Raw genomic sequence first — 17,935 nt, 5'->3', positions numbered from 1 at the left:
CCTTTCGGGTCAGATGAGTTGGGCGGCGAGCGTCGTGGCGAGTGCTTCGGGGACTCCGAGCCGCGTGCGCAGGGTGGCCGCGTCGATGGCCGCTCCGGTCCGTGCGTGGTGCTCGGTGGCGACCTTCCGGGCGTGCTCCACCAGCGCCGGCGGAACCCCGGGCGACGCGGTTTCGACAAGTGCCGGTGCCGAGGCCGGCTCCGGGGCGGGCGCGGCGATTTCCTCGCGCTCCGGGATCGGATCAGGGGCGGACGCTTCGGGCACGGTGGCCGGAGGGGCGGGCGCCGGCGGGGCCGGGGTGCGTTCCCCGGCAGGTGTGGGCGTGTGGGCCAGGAGCGTGCCACCGAGGAAGGCCAGCGCGGGCCAGCCGGCGACACCGAATCGCAGCCAGGCCGGGGGGTGTTGCATGTCGAGGAAGCCAGCGGTGGCGACGTTGGCACCGAGCGAGGCGACCAGAGCGACCAGGAACCAGCACCAGGCCAGCCCGGACGCTCCACCACTGCGCAGCCTGCGCCAGGCGGCGACCAGCAGCAGGTCGACCGAGATCGGGTAGGCCCAGGCTTTCCAGCCGTCCTGTCCGGCAGCGGCGGCCAAGTCGTGCAGGTGGGCGAAGGACAGCGCACCGGCGATCACGGCTTGCACGAGTACGGCGTCCAGGCGGATCGAGCGGGACATGTCTTCACCTCCTTTGCGATGTTGGGCCGGGGGCGAGGCGGGGAGTCGTGTCCGGCCGCCCGGCCCCGGGCGGGTTCAGCGGCGGTTGACGCCGGGGCAGCCGTTGATCATGTGGTCCACGCACTGCGGGCAGTCCTCGCGCGGGCCGAGCCCCTGGTGCGCGTTCCGGTCGTAGGCGTGGCGCCAGCACTGTGGGCACTCGCCCTCGGGGGTGGACTCAGCGGTACGCGGCGACTTTGCGAACAGAGCCATCACGGGCCCCTTTCCTTGTTGTTGGCGGTGGGTGTTCAGTTCTGAAGTGCTTCGCCCGAGCCCCAGCACGCCGTACACAAAGCGGCCTGCTGATCAGCGGTAGCGCGGCCCTTGCGGGCGCCGACACGGACGGTTTCGGCGATCTCGCCTTTCCCCTTGCACTCCGGGCACTTCTTCGCCCGGGGCTTGGCGGCGGGCTTGCGTGCGGCCATGAGCGGATCTCCCTCCGGCTTTTTGACAAGGGCGGGGTAGGGACGCGGCGCGAAGACGGTCACGCCGGCCGGGATGGGAAAGGGGTGTTACTCGGTGACGGGGCGCGGAGCCACCAGCGGCGAGGCCGGGGCCACCGTCGACGCGGTGCGGACCTGCGGCCGGAACGGGGCCAGGAAAGCCAGATCCGGGGTCAGGTGGGCAAACTCGCGGCAGATCGCAGCCGCTTCAGCGGGAGACATGGCGGGGGTGCGGATGCGGGACCAGCCGCCGGAAGCATCGCCGGCCACCGCCACCCCAGGGCGATCCGGGGGGATCGCCGTCACCGCCTGGACCGCTTCGGGAGCAATGTCCCCCAAACCCATGTCACCGGTCTGCTTGTCGTTGACCCGGTGCACCACACGGCCCGTGAGCTGAGCACGCAACGTGGTGGCACCCCTGCCCAGATCGGAGCCGAAGCGCTGCCCGCAGATCTCCAGATAGATGCCGATGGCGCGGGCCATCTGCGCAAGGCGGACCATCTGCATGACCATGCGGTCCCGGCGTTCCTCATCCCTCTTCGCGGCCACCAGGAACAGTTCCGCCACCTCATCCACCAGCACCACCAGCGGCATCGGCCGGGACGCTTCGGGCAGATCCCACAGCTCCGAGACACCGTGCAGGTTCAGCAGGTCGAAGCGGTCTTCCATCTCCGTGACCAGTGCATCGAGCAGGGAAGCAGCTTCCGCCGGGGTAGTCGCCAAGGCCGACAGACGGGGCGCGTACGCGCTCTGTTCCACCCCGCGCTTACAGTCGATACCGACCAACCCCACTGGCAGCTTCGCCAGGCCGGCCACCAGATTGCGCTGATACACCGACTTGCCCGACTGATTGGCACCCAAGGTCAAAGCGTGCGGCACCTTGCGATACTCGCGAGCGAAAACGGAGCCGTCCTCGCGCAGAGCGACGGGCACAACCATCGGCCCATCAACCCTTCCGCGTCGGGGCATGCGGACCGTGGCCAGCACGTCATAGCCGGTCATCCGCAGTTCGACGACGCCCGGTCGGGTTTCCCGCACGATCACCGAACGCACCCCCCAGGCGTGCCGCAACCGTTCCGAGGCCGCCGCGACATCTGCCGGTTCCAGGCCGGCGGGAAGCCGCAGGGAGACCCGCAACCCGGTGGAGGTGGGCCGCACCCGGCGGACCTTCGGAGGCTGCGGCCGAACCTCCCGGCGACCCAGATTGCGCGTCATGAACGCCCGCAGGCCCGAAGGCTGCACCGTCAGTCCACACACCTCCATCGTGGACCGGAAGGTCAGCATGAACCGACCCCAGGCCAGCGGCAGACCCACCAGCGACCAGTACACGCGCGGGGCATGGACCTTCGCGAAACCGAGGCTGGCAGGGACCACCGCGACCACAGCCAGCAGTAACCAGGTCGTCATGATCAGACCCCCGGTGTGATCGCGACCGCGCGGAACGAGATCCCGTGGCGCTTCTGGCCGTTGAACTCGTTCTCCCAGTCACGCGCCTTGAGGCCGACCACGGACACCGGCGTACCCGGGGCCAGGTCCTGCGGGACGCCCGTCTCCGGCACGGCCACCTGGTAGAGGTTGCCCTCCCCCTCGTCCGAGACCAACAGGCCCACCGTCGACAGACCCGCACCGGTCTCCCGATCCACCGCCCGCTCACCGGTCTTCTTGTTGACCATCTTCGGCTCCGGCGCAGTCGCCACGAACACGACAGCGGTCGAAAGGTCGATCTTGAAGGAAGGCATAGCTTTCCCCTTAAGTTCAGACTCAGACCCCTTGGGCCTCTTGCTCAACTTGTTGGTACAAGCTGATAGCTAGAGAGTGGGGCACTGAGGGTGAGACGTCAAGCACTTCACGCAAACATGTACCAACAAGTTGACCGAGTGCGTCATGATGGGAGCATGAGTAAGCAGCCGAAGTACCAGCAGGTGGCCGACACCCTGCGCCGGGAGATCGATAACGGCACCTACGGACCTGGTTCTCGACTGCCTTCCGAAGCGGAGCTAGCGGCAAGGTTCGAGGCTTCACGCAACACTGTGCGCTCAGGGCTAAATATGCTGGTCAGCCAAGGTCTCATCACGTCCAGCCAAGGTCTGGGCTACGAGGTACGCAAGCATGAAGTGTTTGAACTCAACGCGTCGCGCTTCGAGAATCTGACGTTTCCGCAGAACGGGGATGCGTACTCCACCGACGTGACCAATGCGGGTCGCAACCCGCACCAAACCTTCCGTGTCGAGCTGACCACCACTCCTGAGTACGTGGCGACACGTCTGAAGATCGATACGGGGTCCCGCTCGGTGCTGCGCTTCTGCCACCGGTTTGTGGACAACGTTCCTTGGTCCACTCAGGCCACGCACTACCCAGACTGGCTTCTGGCCGAGGCGCCGCGCTTGGCGGAGCCAGGCGACATCGCCGAGGGCACGACGCGCTACCTCGCGAGCGTGGATATCGAGCAGATCGGCTACCGCGACGAGATCGCTACGCGCATGCCCACACCTGAAGAGGCGCGACTTCTGGAGATCGGCGCCGGCGTACCTGTGATGCTTTGGACTCGGACGGGTTACTCGCACGACCGCCCCATTCGATGCACGGTCACGACGCTACGCGGGGACCTGAACCGCATGAACTACGAGATCGGTGACCTGTCTGGCATGGACGGGAACGAATCCGAGTGAAGATCACCAGCGCCACCCCTGAAGACCTGCCACACCTTCTCGCGTTCCGGCAAGAGGCCGCCGCCTGGATCAGCCGTCTCGGCATCGATCAGTGGCGCCGCCCCTATCCCGCTGACCGGCTGCTGAGGACCATCGAGCAAGGCACCGTGTTCATGCTCAGGGACGGTACGAAGACTGCCGGGACCATCACCCTGACTTCCGAAGCGGAAGAGGGGTTGTGGACGGAAGAGGAGCTCGCGGAGCCATCGTTGTTCGTCAATAAGCTGACGGTGTCACGCGACTACGCAGGCGAAAACTGGGGCGGTCGGCTGCTGGATTGGGCGAGCGCCCGCGGATACCGCGCAGGCGCCAAGTGGATTCGTCTCGACGCATGGACGACCAACGAACCGCTACAGCGCTACTACTTGGATCAAGGCTTCGAGCATGTGCGCACCGTCCTACAAGGCAACGCCGTCAACGGCGGCCCACGCGTCTCAGGCTGGCTAGCTCAGCGAGCCACCTCGGAAACCGAACACGGCCTCAACGACGAGACGCCCAACCCTCAGTCCCTGGACGCCTGAGCTGTTACAAGTTTCTCTACCTCATCAAGCACCCGGCTGCGCTCCGCTCCGCCGGGCGGGCTCCCGGCTCCGCTCGGGGCGCCGCTCCTGCCTCCGGCCCGCTCCGCCCCGGCTGCGCCGACGCCCGCCCACGCATGGACGGGGCCGAAGGCGATACGGCGAGCTCCGCAACCGCAATGGTTCGGGGCAAGGACATGCCTCCGGCGGGGGCGCTCTGACTCTGGGATGGCGGGGGCGTCGCTTGCGAGTGCCGGCCGGATGGGGCGGGCGTAGGGAGCTCCCATCCCGTCTGCCATCGACCCAGGCAGAGCCGAGCGGACGCGGCCCAGGGCGTCAAGGTCGTTCGTACAGTGGCGCGCTCCACCTTGACGCCCTGCACCACGCCCGCTCCACATGCGTGTGGGTCGACGGCAGACGGGATGGGAGCTGGGGTGAGTGGTGGACTGAGGAGGCCGTCCTCTAGAAGTGCGCCGTCATCGCTTGACAAGCGTCTAGGTGAATCCGGAACCCTCGGATAGGAACGGCCTAGGCCATGGAGCTATAGTCAGGAAGCGTCCAACAAGCAAAAGAGCACACCACGTCCCGGACCTCGGACGATGTGAGTGCCAGAGTGTGGCTCTACGCAAGGGAGCCCGGTCCTGGTTGCACCCAGGATCGGGCCCCCGCGTGGAGTCGTTAAGCGGGTCCGGCCGACTACCTAACGGCCGGGCCCGCTTTGCTTGCCCCTGCCATCGTCCGGCTCACCGCCCTACGTCGACGCTCTAACGCGTCAGCTGCTCCACACAGCCTGCGACTGCCGCGATCGCGGTGAGCAGTGCGATCACGATCTCAGCCTTGGAAGGCCGTCGCCTTGGGTCGCGATCCTGCTCGTCTTGATCATCCGGCTTTCGCAGATCTGCCATGTCACACTTCCAGTCCGGTCGTGCTAACCCCCTGGCGTGCGGGGTCTTCGGCTCTATGGTCCGAAGCTCGGGATGGACCGGAAGTGGACGGCAGAAGCATATCGGTAGGCACTGACAACCCGGACTCTCGTCGGGTACCACGCCAACCATCAAGCCCCTTAGAGGGCCTCCTTGTTCACTTTGGCAGCCTCGCCAGACTTATGTACTGGAGGCAAGACACTCCACGGGAAGTTGATCCACTCGTCGGTGCGCTTCCACACGTACTCGCACTTCACCAGGGAGTGCGACTTCTCGTAGATGACGGCGGAGCGCACCTCGGCGACGTGGTCGAGGCAGAAGTCGTGCACGAGCTTCAGCGTCTTGCCGGTGTCGGCGACGTCATCGGCGATGAGCACCTTCTTGTCGGTGAAGTCGATGGCGTTCGGCACCGGCGCGAGCATGACGGGCATCTCAAGGGTCGTGCCGACCCCGGTGTAGAACTCCACGTTCACCAGGTGGATGTTCTTGCAGTCGAGCGCGTACGCGAGCCCGCCCGCGACGAAGACGCCACCACGGGCGATGGAGATGATGACGTCGGGCCGGTACCCGTCGTCGGCGATGGTCTGCGCGAGCTCGCGCACCGCGCCGCCGAACTTCTCGTACGTAAGGTTCTCGCGCACGTCACTCATGCTGGATGTCACACCTGGGTCCGATGGAAATTGAGGAAGGAACGGGAGGCGGTGGGCCCGCGCTGCCCCTGGTAACGGGAGCCGTACCGCTCCGATCCGTAGGGCTCCTCGGCGGGCGAGGTGAGCCGGAACAGACAGAGCTGCCCGATCTTCATGCCCGGCCAGAGCTTGATCGGCAAGGTCGCCAGATTCGACAGCTCCAGGGTCACGTGCCCGCTGAACCCCGGGTCGATGAACCCGGCGGTGGAGTGCGTGACGAGACCGAGCCGCCCGAGGCTGGACTTGCCCTCCAGCCGGCTCGCGAGGTCGTCGGGCAGGCTGACGACCTCGTACGTCGACGCGAGCACGAACTCACCCGGGTGCAGGATGAACGGCTCGTCGCCCTCGGGCTCCACGAGCCGCGTCAGGTCGGCCTGCTCCACGGAGGGGTCGATGTGGGGGTAGCGGTGATTCTCGAACACCCGGAAGTAGCGGTCCAGCCGCACGTCGATGCTCGAGGGCTGCACCATGGATTCGTCGTACGGGTCGATCCGCACCCGTCCGGAGTCGATCTCGGCCCGGATGTCCTTGTCTGAGAGAAGCACGTCCCGAGGATACGCAGAGCGCGCGGGCCCACCCCAATCGGACAGGACCTGCGCGCCCGCTCCAGCTCTCCCGCTACCGCTCTAGCTGTCCCGCTCTCCTGCTATCTAGCTCTCCTGCTATCTAGCTATCCCGCTGTCCGGCTACCGCCGCTGCAAGGTCACCGGCACCGCGTGCCGGAGCCGGGCACAGCGCGGACACCGGATCAGCCGGCCGGGACCGAGCCGGTCCGCCTGCTGCATCGGGAACGAAGCGGTGCTGAAGACGTGCCCTTCGGCACATCGGACGACGGTGCGCTCCATCAAGTCCTCGAGTCCCTTCCCCAGTCGTAGGTGAGCTCGCTTCCGAGCCGACGACGAAAGGCCACATTACGGTATGAAAGGGACGGCACTCCAGGCGGCACGACCGCGTTCCACGGTACGCCCCAACTCCCTCCCGCCGCACGGCGCATCCCCCGCCCCGGACAGCACTCGGGCCCCACGGCGAGAGCGCCGGGGGCCCGTGATGAGGTAGAGTGTGCGACGTTACGACACCGCCTCATGCGGCGTCTTTCGCGGGTGTAGTTTAGTGGTAGAACATCAGCTTCCCAAGCTGAGAGTGCGAGTTCGATTCTCGTCACCCGCTCCACGATTGGGCCCAAGTCAGAGACCTGGGCCTTTTTGCTGTGCGGTTTCAAGGGTGGCCGTGGCGAAGGATGTGCACCATGTACGAGACCTTCCGCTTCCGCTACCTCCGCGCAGGTATGGGCCTGGCCGCCGACCTGCGGGCCGACGCGTATGAGACGGACGGGCCCCCGCCCCCGCCCACCCTCCTCATCTACCGCTCGCTGTACCTGCGCCTGCCCACGGACCGAACCCCGTACTGGCTGGAGACGGCATGGCTTGCGTTCGGGGCTTCCCTGCACGCCGAGCAGCTGTTTGACGGCCGGGACCTGGTCCTCGACGTGGATGCATTTACGTACCCGGGCGCCGACTTCCGCGCGGAGGTCGCTGCCCTCGCCCTCGACGGCTGGATCCACCGTCGCTTCGGACTCGCCCCCTGCGGCGCCTCGGTGACCTTCGACGCGTCCTCTCGCCGCTTCGCCTTCACCTGGCCGAGCCCGACCATCCCCTTCGCCGACGAGTTCCCGGCACCAGGCCCGGCTTGAGTCACCGCTGACGATCCTGAAGCTGCCGACGGGCGGTCGACCAGACGGCCTCGAACTCGTCGGCCGACAACCACTGCGGGTCATGTCCCTCCCACTCGGAGATGGGCAGCTCGGCGGTCAGACCGTAGACGTTCTCGTATTCGGCCAGCCGACCGTCGCTTTGGGCTTCTTGCCACTCGGCCAGCGACGCGGCAGCCAATGCCTTGCCTCCGGGCTCCTGCAACTCGACTTGTCGGATCACGTACCCGTCGGTGTCCAGCTCGAAGTAGAACCAGACGGAGTCATCGGCCCAGAAGCAGCGAAGCCGGCGCGTCACGGGTTCACCGCGTCGAAGGGCTCGTCGTGCCAGCGCCAGGCGGCGGTGCCGTCGTCATGGACGTGCAGCATGAACTCCGCGACCGGGCTGCCGTCGGGGAACGTCATCGTGAGCGCATCGCGGATCCGGGTGCAGCAGGCGTCGGCCCGCTCCCAGTCCTCCTCGTCGACAGCTCGCTCCTGCTCGATGAAGACGGGGCTGAACTCTGCGAAGCCGGGGAGTGTTTCGACTTCGGCGTGGGTCCAGGGCATGTCGGTTCCGGTCACCGTCAGCCGGGCGATCTCCTCGTCGCCGTGGTGGAGCCGCCAGATACTGCCGGTGGTCAGGTTCGGGTTGGTCATGTCCCCATGATGGCGATCACCTCAGTTCTATCCGGGCAGCTTCGGGGGCCGTGGGGCAATGTCTGTCTTCGCCGGGGGAGAGTTTGGCGCTTGGGGCGGGGAGGGTTTTTGTCGTAGCGGGGTGCTTGGAATTATTGGGCTTTCGGGGGGTGCCATGACGTGTTACTGTCGTTGTAGTTGCAGTTGTGGTTCCCGAAACTTCAAGCGCACCTGATCTGAATCTGGGACAGGAGCGCTTTTGTATTACCGGTCATTTCCGGGCGGGGTACTCATCGCGGCGACACGGTTTCCGCACACGGCGGATCCCGATGTACTGCCCCAAAGGAGATTGACATGACTACTGGTACCGTGAAGTGGTTCAACGCGGAAAAGGGCTTCGGCTTCATCGAGCAGGAGGGCGGCGGTCCTGACGTGTTCGCCCACTACTCGAACATCGCCGCCCAGGGCTTCCGCGAGCTGCTCGAAGGCCAGAAGGTGAACTTCGACATCGCGCAGGGCCAGAAGGGCCCGACGGCCGAGAACATCGTTCCCGCCTGACGCGTACGCGCACTTGTAGCTGGGGCCCGCATCCTTCGGGGTGCGGGCCCCAGCTGCTTGCATTGCATTGCATTGCATGCTCGTATGCGCATCTTCGCGGGTTCGTCGTTTTCCGCACCGCGTCCGCGAGCCTGATTTCTCGCGCTTGATTTCTCGGCTCATCTCTTGAGCTCGCCTCTTGCGCCTGCTTCTCGCACGTCATTCTCGTGCGTCATCATCTTTTTGCCAGGGTCCGCCTCGGCGCCTTTTTGCGCCAGACGCACTCCGCGCTTTCGTTTTTTCATCTTCGGTCCATTCTTGTGGTTCTCTGCGCCGCTCATCGCCGCTGCGGGAATTCCTTGATATGTGCCGTATCGAGGAAGGTTCCCGCATGAACCGCACACGTACCAACGACCGTGACCGTTCCGACCGTGACCGTTCCGCCCGCGCCCGCAGCGGTGGGCGTTTCGGGGCGTCGGCTCCGCGCCGGGCCGGTGGTTACAGCAGGCGGCCCGCCGCCGTTCAGGGCGAGTTCGCCCTGCCCAGGACCGAGACGCCGGCCCTGCCCGCCGTCGAGGCCTTCGCCGATCTCGACATGGCGGCGCCCCTCCTTGCCGAGCTCGGCAGGCAGGGTGTGGCCGTGCCCTTCCCGATCCAGGGGGCCACGCTGCCGAACTCCCTCGCGGGCCGCGACGTCCTCGGCCGCGGGCGGACCGGGTCCGGCAAGACCCTCGCCTTCGGCCTCGCCCTGCTCTCCCGGACGGCCGGGCAGCGCGCCGAGCCCCACCAGCCGCTGGGGCTGATCCTCGTCCCGACGCGCGAGCTCGCCCAGCAGGTGACCGACGCGCTCACCCCGTACGCCAGGTCGCTCAAGCTGCGCATGGCCACCGTCGTCGGCGGGATGTCGATCGGCCGGCAGGCGCACGCGCTGCGCGGCGGGGCCGAGGTCGTCGTCGCCACCCCGGGCCGCCTCAAGGACCTCATCGACCGCGGTGACTGCCGCCTGAACCAGGTCGGCATCACCGTCCTCGACGAGGCCGACCAGATGGCGGACATGGGGTTCATGCCGCAGGTCACCGCTCTCCTGGACCAGGTGCGGCCCGAGGGGCAGCGGATGCTCTTCTCCGCCACCCTGGACCGCAACGTCGACCTGCTGGTGCGCCGTTACCTGACGGACCCCGTCGTCCACTCGGTCGACCCCTCGGCCGGTGCGGTCACGACGATGGAGCACCACGTGCTGCACGTCCACGGCGCCGACAAGCACACGACCACCACGGAGATCGCCGCCCGCGACGGCCGCGTGATCATGTTCCTGGACACCAAGCACGCCGTCGACCGGCTCACCCAGGACCTGCTCGACAGCGGTGTACGGGCCGCCGCGCTGCACGGCGGGAAGTCGCAGCCCCAGCGCAACCGCACCCTGACGCAGTTCAAGTCCGGACACGTCACCGTGCTCGTCGCCACGAACGTCGCGGCCCGCGGCATCCACGTCGACAACCTCGACCTCGTCGTCAACGTCGACCCGCCGACCGACCACAAGGACTACCTCCACCGCGGCGGCCGCACCGCCCGCGCCGGGGAGTCCGGGAGCGTCGTCACGCTCGTCACGCCGAGCCAGCGCCGCGGCATGGTCCGCCTCATGTCGGACGCCGGGATCCGCCCGCAGATCACGCAGGTCCGCTCCGGCGAGGAGGAGCTGCGCCGCATCACCGGCGCCCAGGCCCCCTCGGGGATCCCGGTCGTCATCACGGCGCCGGTCGTCGAGCGGCCCAAGCGCGTCGGTACGTCGCGCGGCCGTCGCCGCCCCGCTTCCGGCGCGCGCCGCGCGGCCGTGTCGCGGCAGGCCCCCGCCGCCGCCCCCAACAGGGCGGCCTAGAGCCAGCTCTCCCCCTGGTACGGCCCGCCAGGGCCCGGGGCGTGTCCCGGGACATGCCCCGGGCCTCCGGTCAGCGATTCATCTTCGTAGGAGGAACCTTTTGACGCCCGTTCAGTCGGACGCCGGGCCGCAGGTCTGGGAGGACATGACGGTCGAGGTCGCGCTGAGCGTCATGGCCGGCGCCCGCGTCGGGCATCTGCTCGTCTGCAACGAGGACGGCAAGCGCACCGACCTGGTCACCTGGGACCGGCTCGCCGCCATCCGCGACAGCGCCGGGTACACGGACCGGATCCGTCTGCGCGACACCCTCTCGCTTCCTTCTCCCTCGGCTTCTCCCGCGCCTTCTCCTTCTTCTTCTCCCTCCTGCTCCTTGTGACCCCCTTCTCTCCCTGTGAGGTCCCATGCGCTGTGTCATCGCCCGCTTCCCGTTCGATCTGACCAAGAGCGGCGTGCTCGAAACGATGAAGGGCGTCAAGCCTGAACCCGTCGTCGGGCAGTCCGTGATCATCGGGCGGCGCCACTACCCCGTCAAGCAGGTAGGCCAGGTCATCACCCGCCAGGACCGCCGCGACTTCAGCGCGGGCGAGGTCCTGCGGGCCATGGACCAGCTCGGCTTCACCTGCCGTGCGGCCCCCGCCACCCCCGCCGCGCCCAGCGCCGCGCTGCCGGGCGTCCTCAGCCCGCTCAGCCCGGTGCAGCGGGCCTCGGCGCTGCTGGGCAGCCCCCTGCCCGTACCCGCGTAACCTGCGCAGAGAAGTCTGAGGGCCCGACCGGTGCGTACCGGTCGGGCCCTCTCTGCGTGCCGGGCTGTCGGGCGGGTGACACACATACCTAGGTCCACACAGTCGAATGCCTCATCGACTGACCTCTGAAAATCTGTACTCGCTGGAGTAGACATACGGGCGTCACGTGGCTATGGTTTCTGTTGTACCGAGATCGAGCAGGGCCCGGCAGACACGAACTGCCGGGCAGCAGGACCCGCAGGACGGTGCGGTGGTGGAGTTTCGAAGCCAGGGTTTTCGCAGGACGGCGACGGGACTGACCGCCGGACCGGGTGGCCCGCAGTCATCAGGGGCCGCCACGAGCAAGATGCAGTACCCGAGTAGTACGCAGTACAGGCAGTACCCCAGCAGTACAAGCAGTACCCAGCAGTTCGCAGTACCCAGCAGTTCTGTAAGTGAGCCACGGCTCAGAGGGAAGAACGGAGGAATCGAGCGCCATCAGGATCGCCCGGGACGGATACACGGACAAACGGATCCCGGGTACCGCAGGACATCGATAGTGAGGTGGTCTCCGGTCACGCATCCGCGATCCCCGCACCCCCGCCGGTACGCAGGGCGGTCGTGCGGACACAGAAGGCCGACGCGGTATTAAGGTCGGCAGATGGTGTTGCATTTCCTTCGGGGCCCTGGTGCGGTACGGCACCAGGGCCCCTCCATGTGCTCCCACGCGTTCCCCAGAGAGGTGAGATGACAGCTGACGACCTGCCGGGCCGTCTCGATGACGACGACTACCCCGCCTACACGATGGGCCGGGCCGCCGAGATGATCGGCGCCACCCCCGGATTCCTGCGCGCCATCGGCGAGGCGCGGCTGATCACGCCCCTGCGTTCCAGCGGCGGACACCGCCGGTACTCCCGCTACCAGCTGCGGATCGCGGCCCGCGCCCGCGAGCTCGTCGACCAGGGCACCCCCGTCGAGGCCGCCTGCCGGATCGTCATCCTCGAGGACCAGCTGGAGGAGGCCCAGCGCCTCAACGCCGAGTACCGCCGCACGGCCGGCCCCTCCGAGCCGGACGCCTCCGCCTGACCCGGAGCCGAACCCCGCCCCTGAGCCACGAGCGCCCGCCCGCGTGAGTGCCCGCCCGGACCAGCGCACACCCCGGACCAACGCACACCCCGGACCAGCGCACACCCCGGACCAGCGCACACCCCGGACCAACGCACACTTCGAGCCAATACGTTGCGTGTCCTCCGCGAGAGGTGTGTGGCGGTTCGCGCACGCGGGGCGTTCCCCGGGCGGGCCGGGGCCGGGATTTTCCCGTGACGCAATGTGTTCGCCGGGGCCGGCACGCGTCCGAGGGCATCCGAGAGTGATCGCCGCGCCGTCGGTGTGGTTCCCCGGCTCGACTAGCGTTCCTTGGGTCAGGTGCTCCAAACGGTCGCCGCCGCAGGGGAGTTGATGGACGGCGGAGATCAGTGGGTACGGGTCCGGTGGTGAGGCGCGAACAAGGGGGTTCGGGGGGCGTACGAGCAGGGAGAGGGGAGAGCATGATTCGAGCGTGCCTGTCCAGCGAGGCCGTGCCCCCGAAGGACCGGTTCGACTGGTGGTACGGGCTGAAGTCCGCGTCGCCGATCGCGACGACATTGCGCAGCGACTTCACGGACGACTTTCCCGTCGCGGTCGACCACGTGGATCTGGGCGCGACGACGGTGACCACCATGGCGTATCCGTCCGCGGAAGTGCGCCGCACCGCACGCCACATCCGCAGAGGGGACCCCAACAGCCTCCAGGTCTCCCTGACCCTGCAAGGGATCAGCGGGCTCGAACAGGCCGGGCGCAACGTGCAGTTCGGCGCCGGGAGCCTGATCCTCTACGACTCGTCGTCGCCGTTCGAGGGGTGGATGCGGCGGCCGGACGGCAGCGGCGCCCCCACCCGCAGCATCGTCGCCACCCTCCCCCGGGAGCTGCTGCCGTTCCCGCCCGACCGGCTCGCCTCGCTCGTCGCGAAGCCGCTGTCCGGGAGCGAGGGGTTCGGGTCGCTGCTCGCCCATTTCTTGCAGCAGGTCGCCGACGACGCCGGACAGTTCGGGGAGACGAGCGCGGCCACCGACCGGCTCTCCCACACCCTCGTCGACCTCGTCGGACACCTCGCTGCCCAACACCTCGACCGGGAGCGGGAGTTGCCGCCGGAGACCCGGCAGCGGACGCTCCTGCTGCGGGTGCAGAGCCACATCCGGCGGCATCTTCCCGATCCCGGGCTCACCCCTGACAGCATCGCCGCCGCGCATCACATATCCACGCGCTACCTGCACCGCCTCTTCCAGGAGGAGGGCCTGACGGTCTCCTCCTGGATCAGGCGGCTGCGCCTGGAACGCTGCCGGCGGGCGCTGGCCAACCCGGCGCTCGCCGGTGTGCCCGTCGGCGCGATCGCGGCGCGCTGGGGGTTCGCCCAGCCCGCCGTGTTCACCCGCGCGTTCCGTGCCGCGTACGGGCTCACGCCGAGCGAAGTGCGCGCCCAGACGCTGGTGGGCAACGGGAGTGCGCTGAGGGTCAACAGCCGTGCGCTCCCGGTCAAGGACAGCGGGTGAGAGATCCGGAAGACTCTTTTCCGGCGGCGAGATCGAAGGATTTCGGGGGACCGCCGCCGGTGTCCGCCACCGCGCCCCGTGTCAACGGGGGAGGGCGCAGGGGGCGCGCACACCAGATGGGTGGTGTGCCGGGTTATGCCCGGCCCGGCACGCCGCCCGGGGGGCTTACCCCGTTCCCTTCCCATGCCGGGAGAGCACCAGTACGACTCCGGAGCACCGGTACGGCACCGATAGGGCACCGGCAAGGCATCGGGACGTCCCGTGCGGTTCATGTGGCGCTGATGAGGTGGCTGCACCGTACAAGGACGTTCTGAGGAGTTCCGCATGGCCAGACCGCGTCTGTCCCGTCGTCGCCTGACCGTTGCCGCCGCCGTATCCGTGGCCGCCGCCACCGCTGTCGCCGTCACCGCCACGGCCGGGGCGTCCGACACCGAGAGCCAGGCCCGGCGGGCGGTCCAGGGCGGCAAGGCGAAGAACGTCATCCTGCTCATCGGCGACGGCATGGGCGACTCCGAGATCACCCTCGCCCGCGACTACACGGTGGGCGCCAACGGGCGTCTGAACATGGACAAGTTCCCGCTGACCGGCTCCTACACGACGTACTCGGTGCACAAGGACGGCTCCCCGGACTACGTCACCGACTCCGCCGCCAGCGGCTCCGGCTGGGCCACCGGCGTGAAGACCGTCAACGGGCGCATCTCGAAGACGCCGGGCGACGACAAGGCCGTACCCACAATCCTCGAACTCGCCCAGAAGAAGGGGTACGCCACCGGGTCGGTCACCACCGCCGAGCTCACCGACGCCACCCCCGCCGTCCTCGCCTCGCACGCCACCGACCGCAGCTGCCAGGGCCCGGCCGACATGGCCAAGTGCCCGACGGACACGATCGCGGCGGGCGGACCGGGGTCGATCGCGGAGCAGAGCGTCGACCACAAGGTCGACGTCCTCCTCGGCGGCGGCAGGCAGCGCTTCGATCAGAAGGTCACCGACGGCAAGTACAAGGGCCTCACGGTGACGGAGCAGGCGAGGAAGCTGGGGTACCAAGTCGTCACGGACCGGAAGGGGTTGAAGGGGGTCACCTCCGTCAAGGGCGGCAAGCCCGTCCTCGGCCTCTTCGCGCCCGGCAACGTGCCGGTCGAGTGGACCGGCAGCCCCGCGGCCAAGGGCGGTACGCAGCCGCAGCGCTGCACCACCGCCAACCCGGGCCGCCCGGCCGGCACCCCCGCTCTCGCCGAGCAGGCGAGCAAGGCCATCGAGCTCCTGGAGGCCAAGCAGAAGAGCGGTCGGCACGGGCACGGACACGGCGACAAGAACCGGAAGGGTTTCTTCCTACAGATCGAGGGCGCCTCGATCGACAAGCAGGACCACGCGGCCGACCCCTGCGGCCAGATCGGTGAGACCGCCGCGTTCGACCGCGCCGTCAAGGTCGCGCGGGACTACGCCGCGAAGCACCCCGACACGCTGGTGGTCACCACCGCCGACCACGCGCACACCAGCCAGATCGTCCCCCTGGACGCGCAGCCGCCCGGCCTCTCCGCCACGCTGGTCACGGACGAGGGCGGCCGGCTGAAGGTCAACTACTCGACGAACACGCCGGGCGCCTCCCAGGAGCACACCGGTACGCAGGTCCGGATCGCCGCACAGGGCCCGCAGGCCTACCGCGTCCTGGGCGTCACCAACCAAACGGATCTGTTCACCACGGTGCGCGAGGCACTCGGCCTTCCTCGGCGCTGATCGGGCGGGGGCGGTCGAGCGCCCCCGCGCCCGGCCCGCCGCGCGGAGCAGACCGGCCGCGTGAAGCAGACCGGCCGCGTCCACCGGGAATTCCCACCGGTACGGGGAGCGGCAGTGGGACGTGAGCGGGGCGGCAGTGGGGCGTGAGCGGGGGCGGGCAGAGTTCTGGATGTCAGCAGGTCAGGCGCTGGTTGTCACAGACCGGGCAACCGCCTCGGGCCCGCTGGCACCAGCACTCGTGGTTGGTCCTGGTCGCCGGTCACGGCCACCGGTCCCACCCGCTTCCGTTCTCGTACTCGCGTCATCACTCCCGGGGGAAAACCCATGCGTACGTCCCGCAGCCGCTCCACCGTCCTCGCCGTCGCCGGCGCCGCCGTGTTCGCCCTCTCCCTCACCGCCTGCGGTGGCGGCGACACCGACGCGAAGTCCGCCGGGTCCTCCAAGACGATCGGCTCGGCCTCGGCGCAGGGTTCGGCCGGTAAGGGGGGCGTGCACGCCGACGCCACGACTGTGGCTGACGCCGGTTCGGGTTCGGGGTCGGGCTCCGGTTCTGGTGCCGCCAAGGTCGCCGCCCAGGGGAAGAAGACCGTCACGGCCGCGCCCGTCTGCACCACCAAGGACGTCGCCATCAGCGCCGCCCGCCAGGACGGGCCGCCCTACACCCACATCGTCCTGACCGCCAAGAACACGTCGGGCCACAGCTGCACGATGACCGGCTTCCCGGAGATCCAGTTCCTGGAGAGCCACAAGCAGAACGTGCCTGCCGTCGCCAAGAGCAAGCCCACCGTCCCGGTGGTCCTGAAGGCCGGCGCCCCCGCGTACGCGCTGGTCAAGGTCTCCGACGGCGGAGCCCACGAGAACAACGAGCCCGTCTCGGCGTTCTCGGTGACGCTGCAGGGCGGCGGCGGCATGGCGGCCGTGCGGGCGCCCGGCAGCGGCGGCATCGCCGTCGACCCGGCGAAGGCGCTGACCGGCTACTGGACGTACCAGCTGCGCAACGGCGCCGACGACTTCTAGGCCACCCTCCCGGGGACCCCTCCCCCACCGCCGCGCTCGGCCAGCAGGTCGAGCGCGGCGGCCTCCGGCGTGTCCGGGCCCGCGCCGAAGACGTGGACGACCAGGCCGGTCTCGCCGGGTGCGGCCGGCACGTGGAGCGTCTCGTAGTCGAGCGTGAGGATCCCGGCGCGCGGGTGGCGCAGCCGTTTGTGCCCCGCCGCGCACATCACCACTTCACCGCTGTCCCAGATCCTGCCGAACTCGGTGCTCCGCTCGGTCAGTTCGGCGATGAGCGCGGCCAGTCGCGGGTCGTCCGGGTGGCGGCCCGCGGCGACGCGCAGCTGGCCCACGGCTTCTGCCGCCCGGTCCGGCCACTCGGGATGTACGTCGCGGGAGGCGGGGTCGAGGAAGAGGTAGCGGGCGTTGTTGCGGTCGCGGCGGGCCGGATCGTCGAGACCGCCGAGGAGTTCGGCCCCCAGGGCGTTCCAGGCCACCACGTCGAGGCGGTGGTCCGTCGCGAAGGCGGGGAAGCCGGGGACCGCGTCCAGGATCTGGCGCAGCAGCGGGCTGACGCGGGCGGGCGGCACGGGGCGGCCGCGCTCGGCCGTGGTGAGGGTCGCGAGTGTGGCGAGGGTCGCGAGGTGGGCGCGTTCGGCCGTGTCCAGGGCCAGTGCGTCCCCGAGGGCGCGCAGGACCTCGGGGGACGGCTGGGTGGCGCGGCCCTGTTCGAGCCGTACGTAGTAGTCGACGCTGATCCCGGCGAGCTGGGCCAGTTCCTCGCGGCGCAGGCCGGTCACGCGGCGGCGCGGGCCGCCGGTGATTCCCACGGTCTCGGGTGCGACGCGGGCGCGGCGGGCGCGCAGGAACTCGCCGAGCGGGTGACGGTCGTCGCCGCCGGGGGCGCGGCCGCCCGGAGCGTCGCCGTTTTTCTGGTCGTGCGTGGGGTTCGCGGGGTTCGTGGGCTGCACGAGGTTCGCGGGCTTCCCTTGTTCCATGTGCTCGCCTTGCTCCGCGTGCTTGCCGTGTTCCACTTCGTCCACCCCAGTCATCCCGTCCTTGGCACCAAGTATCGGAGTAGGTGCGGGGTTTGGGTGGCCCTCCCGGTACCAGGAACGCCGTTCCTGCGTCGAAGGGAGTGCTGGCTGCCCTGTCCCGGCCGGG

Annotated in this window: 22 protein-coding genes and 1 tRNA gene; 12 read left to right on the top strand and 11 right to left on the bottom strand. The window is 68.8% G+C overall.

The window, feature by feature from the left end; translation table 11 throughout:
* Positions 1 to 9: 9 nt before the first annotated feature.
* The 5 genes from ACZ7DY_RS24070 to ACZ7DY_RS24050 all read right to left on the bottom strand — a co-directional run bounded on the left by ACZ7DY_RS24070 (position 10) and on the right by ACZ7DY_RS24050 (position 2,896).
* Positions 10 to 675: a DUF2637 domain-containing protein gene (locus tag ACZ7DY_RS24070; RefSeq protein ID WP_471138265.1), complete on the bottom strand. Its 666-nt coding sequence runs from the start codon at positions 673 to 675 to the stop codon at positions 10 to 12.
* Positions 676 to 750: 75 nt separating this feature from the next.
* Positions 751 to 927: a pRL2-8 gene (locus tag ACZ7DY_RS24065; protein WP_471138264.1), complete on the bottom strand. Its 177-nt coding sequence runs from the start codon at positions 925 to 927 to the stop codon at positions 751 to 753.
* Positions 928 to 962: 35 nt separating this feature from the next.
* Positions 963 to 1,139 (bottom strand): hypothetical protein, encoded by a 177-nt coding sequence (locus tag ACZ7DY_RS24060; RefSeq protein WP_471138263.1) that lies wholly within the window; start codon positions 1,137 to 1,139, stop codon positions 963 to 965.
* Positions 1,140 to 1,226: 87 nt separating this feature from the next.
* A complete protein-coding gene (locus ACZ7DY_RS24055) occupies positions 1,227 to 2,564 on the bottom strand; it encodes an FtsK/SpoIIIE domain-containing protein (RefSeq protein ID WP_471138261.1) in 1,338 nt (445 codons plus the stop codon).
* A 2-nt stretch (positions 2,565 to 2,566) separates the two neighbouring features.
* A complete protein-coding gene (locus tag ACZ7DY_RS24050) occupies positions 2,567 to 2,896 on the bottom strand; it encodes an SCO3933 family regulatory protein (protein ID WP_469248374.1) in 330 nt (109 codons plus the stop codon).
* Positions 2,897 to 3,052: 156 nt separating this feature from the next.
* On the opposite strand from ACZ7DY_RS24050, the gene ACZ7DY_RS24045 reads away from it, so the two are divergent.
* Positions 3,053 to 3,826, top strand: coding sequence for a GntR family transcriptional regulator (locus ACZ7DY_RS24045; RefSeq protein ID WP_471138259.1), 774 nt, complete (start codon positions 3,053 to 3,055; stop codon positions 3,824 to 3,826).
* A complete protein-coding gene (locus ACZ7DY_RS24040; RefSeq protein WP_471138257.1) occupies positions 3,823 to 4,386 on the top strand; it encodes a GNAT family N-acetyltransferase in 564 nt (187 codons plus the stop codon). The genes ACZ7DY_RS24045 and ACZ7DY_RS24040 overlap by 4 nt, the downstream gene beginning before the upstream one ends.
* Positions 4,387 to 5,446: 1,060 nt before the next feature.
* Here the strand turns inward: ACZ7DY_RS24040 and ACZ7DY_RS24035 are convergent.
* Positions 5,447 to 5,956, bottom strand: a complete 510-nt coding sequence (locus ACZ7DY_RS24035) for a phosphoribosyltransferase (protein ID WP_471138256.1) — start codon at positions 5,954 to 5,956, stop codon at positions 5,447 to 5,449.
* Positions 5,957 to 5,964: 8 nt separating this feature from the next.
* Complete coding sequence (gene dcd, locus ACZ7DY_RS24030; protein ID WP_125514051.1) at positions 5,965 to 6,540, bottom strand: dCTP deaminase; 576 nt, start codon at positions 6,538 to 6,540, stop codon at positions 5,965 to 5,967.
* A gap of 551 nt (positions 6,541 to 7,091) precedes the next feature.
* Between dcd and ACZ7DY_RS24025 the strand changes: the two genes are divergently transcribed.
* Positions 7,092 to 7,165: transfer RNA gene (locus ACZ7DY_RS24025), tRNA-Gly, on the top strand.
* Between the two features lie 76 nt (positions 7,166 to 7,241).
* Positions 7,242 to 7,685, top strand: coding sequence for a hypothetical protein (locus tag ACZ7DY_RS24020; protein ID WP_471138254.1), 444 nt, complete (start codon positions 7,242 to 7,244; stop codon positions 7,683 to 7,685).
* A 1-nt stretch (position 7,686) separates the two neighbouring features.
* Here the strand turns inward: ACZ7DY_RS24020 and ACZ7DY_RS24015 are convergent, their stop codons facing one another.
* Complete coding sequence (locus tag ACZ7DY_RS24015) at positions 7,687 to 8,001, bottom strand: hypothetical protein (protein ID WP_471138253.1); 315 nt, start codon at positions 7,999 to 8,001, stop codon at positions 7,687 to 7,689.
* On the bottom strand, positions 7,998 to 8,342 hold the full coding sequence (locus ACZ7DY_RS24010; RefSeq protein ID WP_471138252.1) for a hypothetical protein: 345 nt from the start codon (positions 8,340 to 8,342) through the stop codon (positions 7,998 to 8,000). The genes ACZ7DY_RS24015 and ACZ7DY_RS24010 overlap by 4 nt, the downstream gene beginning before the upstream one ends.
* A gap of 333 nt (positions 8,343 to 8,675) precedes the next feature.
* Between ACZ7DY_RS24010 and ACZ7DY_RS24005 the strand changes: the two genes are divergently transcribed.
* Positions 8,676 to 8,879 carry a cold-shock protein gene (locus ACZ7DY_RS24005; RefSeq protein ID WP_471138250.1) on the top strand — a complete coding sequence of 68 codons (204 nt, stop codon included), beginning with the start codon at positions 8,676 to 8,678 and terminating at the stop codon, positions 8,877 to 8,879.
* Positions 8,880 to 9,037: 158 nt separating this feature from the next.
* Here the strand turns inward: ACZ7DY_RS24005 and ACZ7DY_RS24000 are convergent, their stop codons facing one another.
* Positions 9,038 to 9,199 (bottom strand): hypothetical protein, encoded by a 162-nt coding sequence (locus ACZ7DY_RS24000; protein ID WP_471138249.1) that lies wholly within the window; start codon positions 9,197 to 9,199, stop codon positions 9,038 to 9,040.
* A gap of 50 nt (positions 9,200 to 9,249) precedes the next feature.
* On the opposite strand from ACZ7DY_RS24000, the gene ACZ7DY_RS23995 reads away from it, so the two are divergent.
* From ACZ7DY_RS23995 to ACZ7DY_RS23965, 7 genes are all read left to right on the top strand, one after another.
* Entirely contained in the window at positions 9,250 to 10,734 is a 1,485-nt protein-coding gene (locus tag ACZ7DY_RS23995; RefSeq protein ID WP_471138248.1) for a DEAD/DEAH box helicase, read from the top strand.
* Positions 10,735 to 10,834: 100 nt separating this feature from the next.
* Positions 10,835 to 11,110, top strand: coding sequence for a CBS domain-containing protein (locus ACZ7DY_RS23990; RefSeq protein WP_471138247.1), 276 nt, complete (start codon positions 10,835 to 10,837; stop codon positions 11,108 to 11,110).
* A gap of 25 nt (positions 11,111 to 11,135) precedes the next feature.
* Positions 11,136 to 11,477: an SCO5918 family protein gene (locus ACZ7DY_RS23985; RefSeq protein WP_471138246.1), complete on the top strand. Its 342-nt coding sequence runs from the start codon at positions 11,136 to 11,138 to the stop codon at positions 11,475 to 11,477.
* A gap of 726 nt (positions 11,478 to 12,203) precedes the next feature.
* Positions 12,204 to 12,542 (top strand): MerR family transcriptional regulator, encoded by a 339-nt coding sequence (locus ACZ7DY_RS23980; protein ID WP_471138244.1) that lies wholly within the window; start codon positions 12,204 to 12,206, stop codon positions 12,540 to 12,542.
* Positions 12,543 to 13,003: 461 nt separating this feature from the next.
* A complete protein-coding gene (locus ACZ7DY_RS23975) occupies positions 13,004 to 14,044 on the top strand; it encodes a helix-turn-helix domain-containing protein (protein ID WP_471138242.1) in 1,041 nt (346 codons plus the stop codon).
* Positions 14,045 to 14,368: 324 nt separating this feature from the next.
* Complete coding sequence (gene phoA, locus ACZ7DY_RS23970; protein WP_471138241.1) at positions 14,369 to 15,778, top strand: alkaline phosphatase; 1,410 nt, start codon at positions 14,369 to 14,371, stop codon at positions 15,776 to 15,778.
* Between the two features lie 324 nt (positions 15,779 to 16,102).
* Entirely contained in the window at positions 16,103 to 16,795 is a 693-nt protein-coding gene (locus ACZ7DY_RS23965; protein WP_471138240.1) for a DUF4232 domain-containing protein, read from the top strand.
* Here ACZ7DY_RS23965 and ACZ7DY_RS23960 read toward each other — a convergent pair.
* Positions 16,792 to 17,814, bottom strand: a complete 1,023-nt coding sequence (locus tag ACZ7DY_RS23960) for a helix-turn-helix transcriptional regulator (protein ID WP_471138239.1) — start codon at positions 17,812 to 17,814, stop codon at positions 16,792 to 16,794. The two genes, ACZ7DY_RS23965 and ACZ7DY_RS23960, sit on opposite strands and share 4 nt — an antisense overlap.
* Positions 17,815 to 17,935: the final 121 nt, after the last annotated feature.

It is taken from the genome of Streptomyces sp. NPDC037013 (assembly GCF_055607265.1).
Note: the sequence above shows the minus strand (reverse complement) of the source record. Positions and strands in the feature narration are given on the sequence as shown.

Excerpts from the sequence above, each read along its gene's own strand:
- phoA (WP_471138241.1), top strand. The coding sequence starts at position 14,369 with ATGGCCAGACCGCGTCTGTCCCGTCGTCGCCTGACCGTTGCCGCCGCC.
- ACZ7DY_RS24055 (WP_471138261.1), bottom strand. The coding sequence starts at position 2,564 with ATGACGACCTGGTTACTGCTGGCTGTGGTCGCGGTGGTCCCTGCCAGC.
- ACZ7DY_RS24035 (WP_471138256.1), bottom strand. The coding sequence starts at position 5,956 with ATGAGTGACGTGCGCGAGAACCTTACGTACGAGAAGTTCGGCGGCGCG.
- ACZ7DY_RS23995 (WP_471138248.1), top strand. The coding sequence starts at position 9,250 with ATGAACCGCACACGTACCAACGACCGTGACCGTTCCGACCGTGACCGT.
- ACZ7DY_RS23965 (WP_471138240.1), top strand. The coding sequence starts at position 16,103 with ATGCGTACGTCCCGCAGCCGCTCCACCGTCCTCGCCGTCGCCGGCGCC.
- ACZ7DY_RS23975 (WP_471138242.1), top strand. The coding sequence starts at position 13,004 with ATGATTCGAGCGTGCCTGTCCAGCGAGGCCGTGCCCCCGAAGGACCGG.
- ACZ7DY_RS24060 (WP_471138263.1), bottom strand. The coding sequence starts at position 1,139 with ATGGCCGCACGCAAGCCCGCCGCCAAGCCCCGGGCGAAGAAGTGCCCG.
- ACZ7DY_RS24000 (WP_471138249.1), bottom strand. The coding sequence starts at position 9,199 with ATGAGCGGCGCAGAGAACCACAAGAATGGACCGAAGATGAAAAAACGA.
- ACZ7DY_RS24050 (WP_469248374.1), bottom strand. The coding sequence starts at position 2,896 with ATGCCTTCCTTCAAGATCGACCTTTCGACCGCTGTCGTGTTCGTGGCG.
- ACZ7DY_RS24070 (WP_471138265.1), bottom strand. The coding sequence starts at position 675 with ATGTCCCGCTCGATCCGCCTGGACGCCGTACTCGTGCAAGCCGTGATC.
- ACZ7DY_RS24005 (WP_471138250.1), top strand. The coding sequence starts at position 8,676 with ATGACTACTGGTACCGTGAAGTGGTTCAACGCGGAAAAGGGCTTCGGC.
- ACZ7DY_RS24065 (WP_471138264.1), bottom strand. The coding sequence starts at position 927 with ATGGCTCTGTTCGCAAAGTCGCCGCGTACCGCTGAGTCCACCCCCGAG.
- ACZ7DY_RS24010 (WP_471138252.1), bottom strand. The coding sequence starts at position 8,342 with ATGACCAACCCGAACCTGACCACCGGCAGTATCTGGCGGCTCCACCAC.
- ACZ7DY_RS23985 (WP_471138246.1), top strand. The coding sequence starts at position 11,136 with ATGCGCTGTGTCATCGCCCGCTTCCCGTTCGATCTGACCAAGAGCGGC.
- ACZ7DY_RS23980 (WP_471138244.1), top strand. The coding sequence starts at position 12,204 with ATGACAGCTGACGACCTGCCGGGCCGTCTCGATGACGACGACTACCCC.
- ACZ7DY_RS24045 (WP_471138259.1), top strand. The coding sequence starts at position 3,053 with ATGAGTAAGCAGCCGAAGTACCAGCAGGTGGCCGACACCCTGCGCCGG.
- ACZ7DY_RS24020 (WP_471138254.1), top strand. The coding sequence starts at position 7,242 with ATGTACGAGACCTTCCGCTTCCGCTACCTCCGCGCAGGTATGGGCCTG.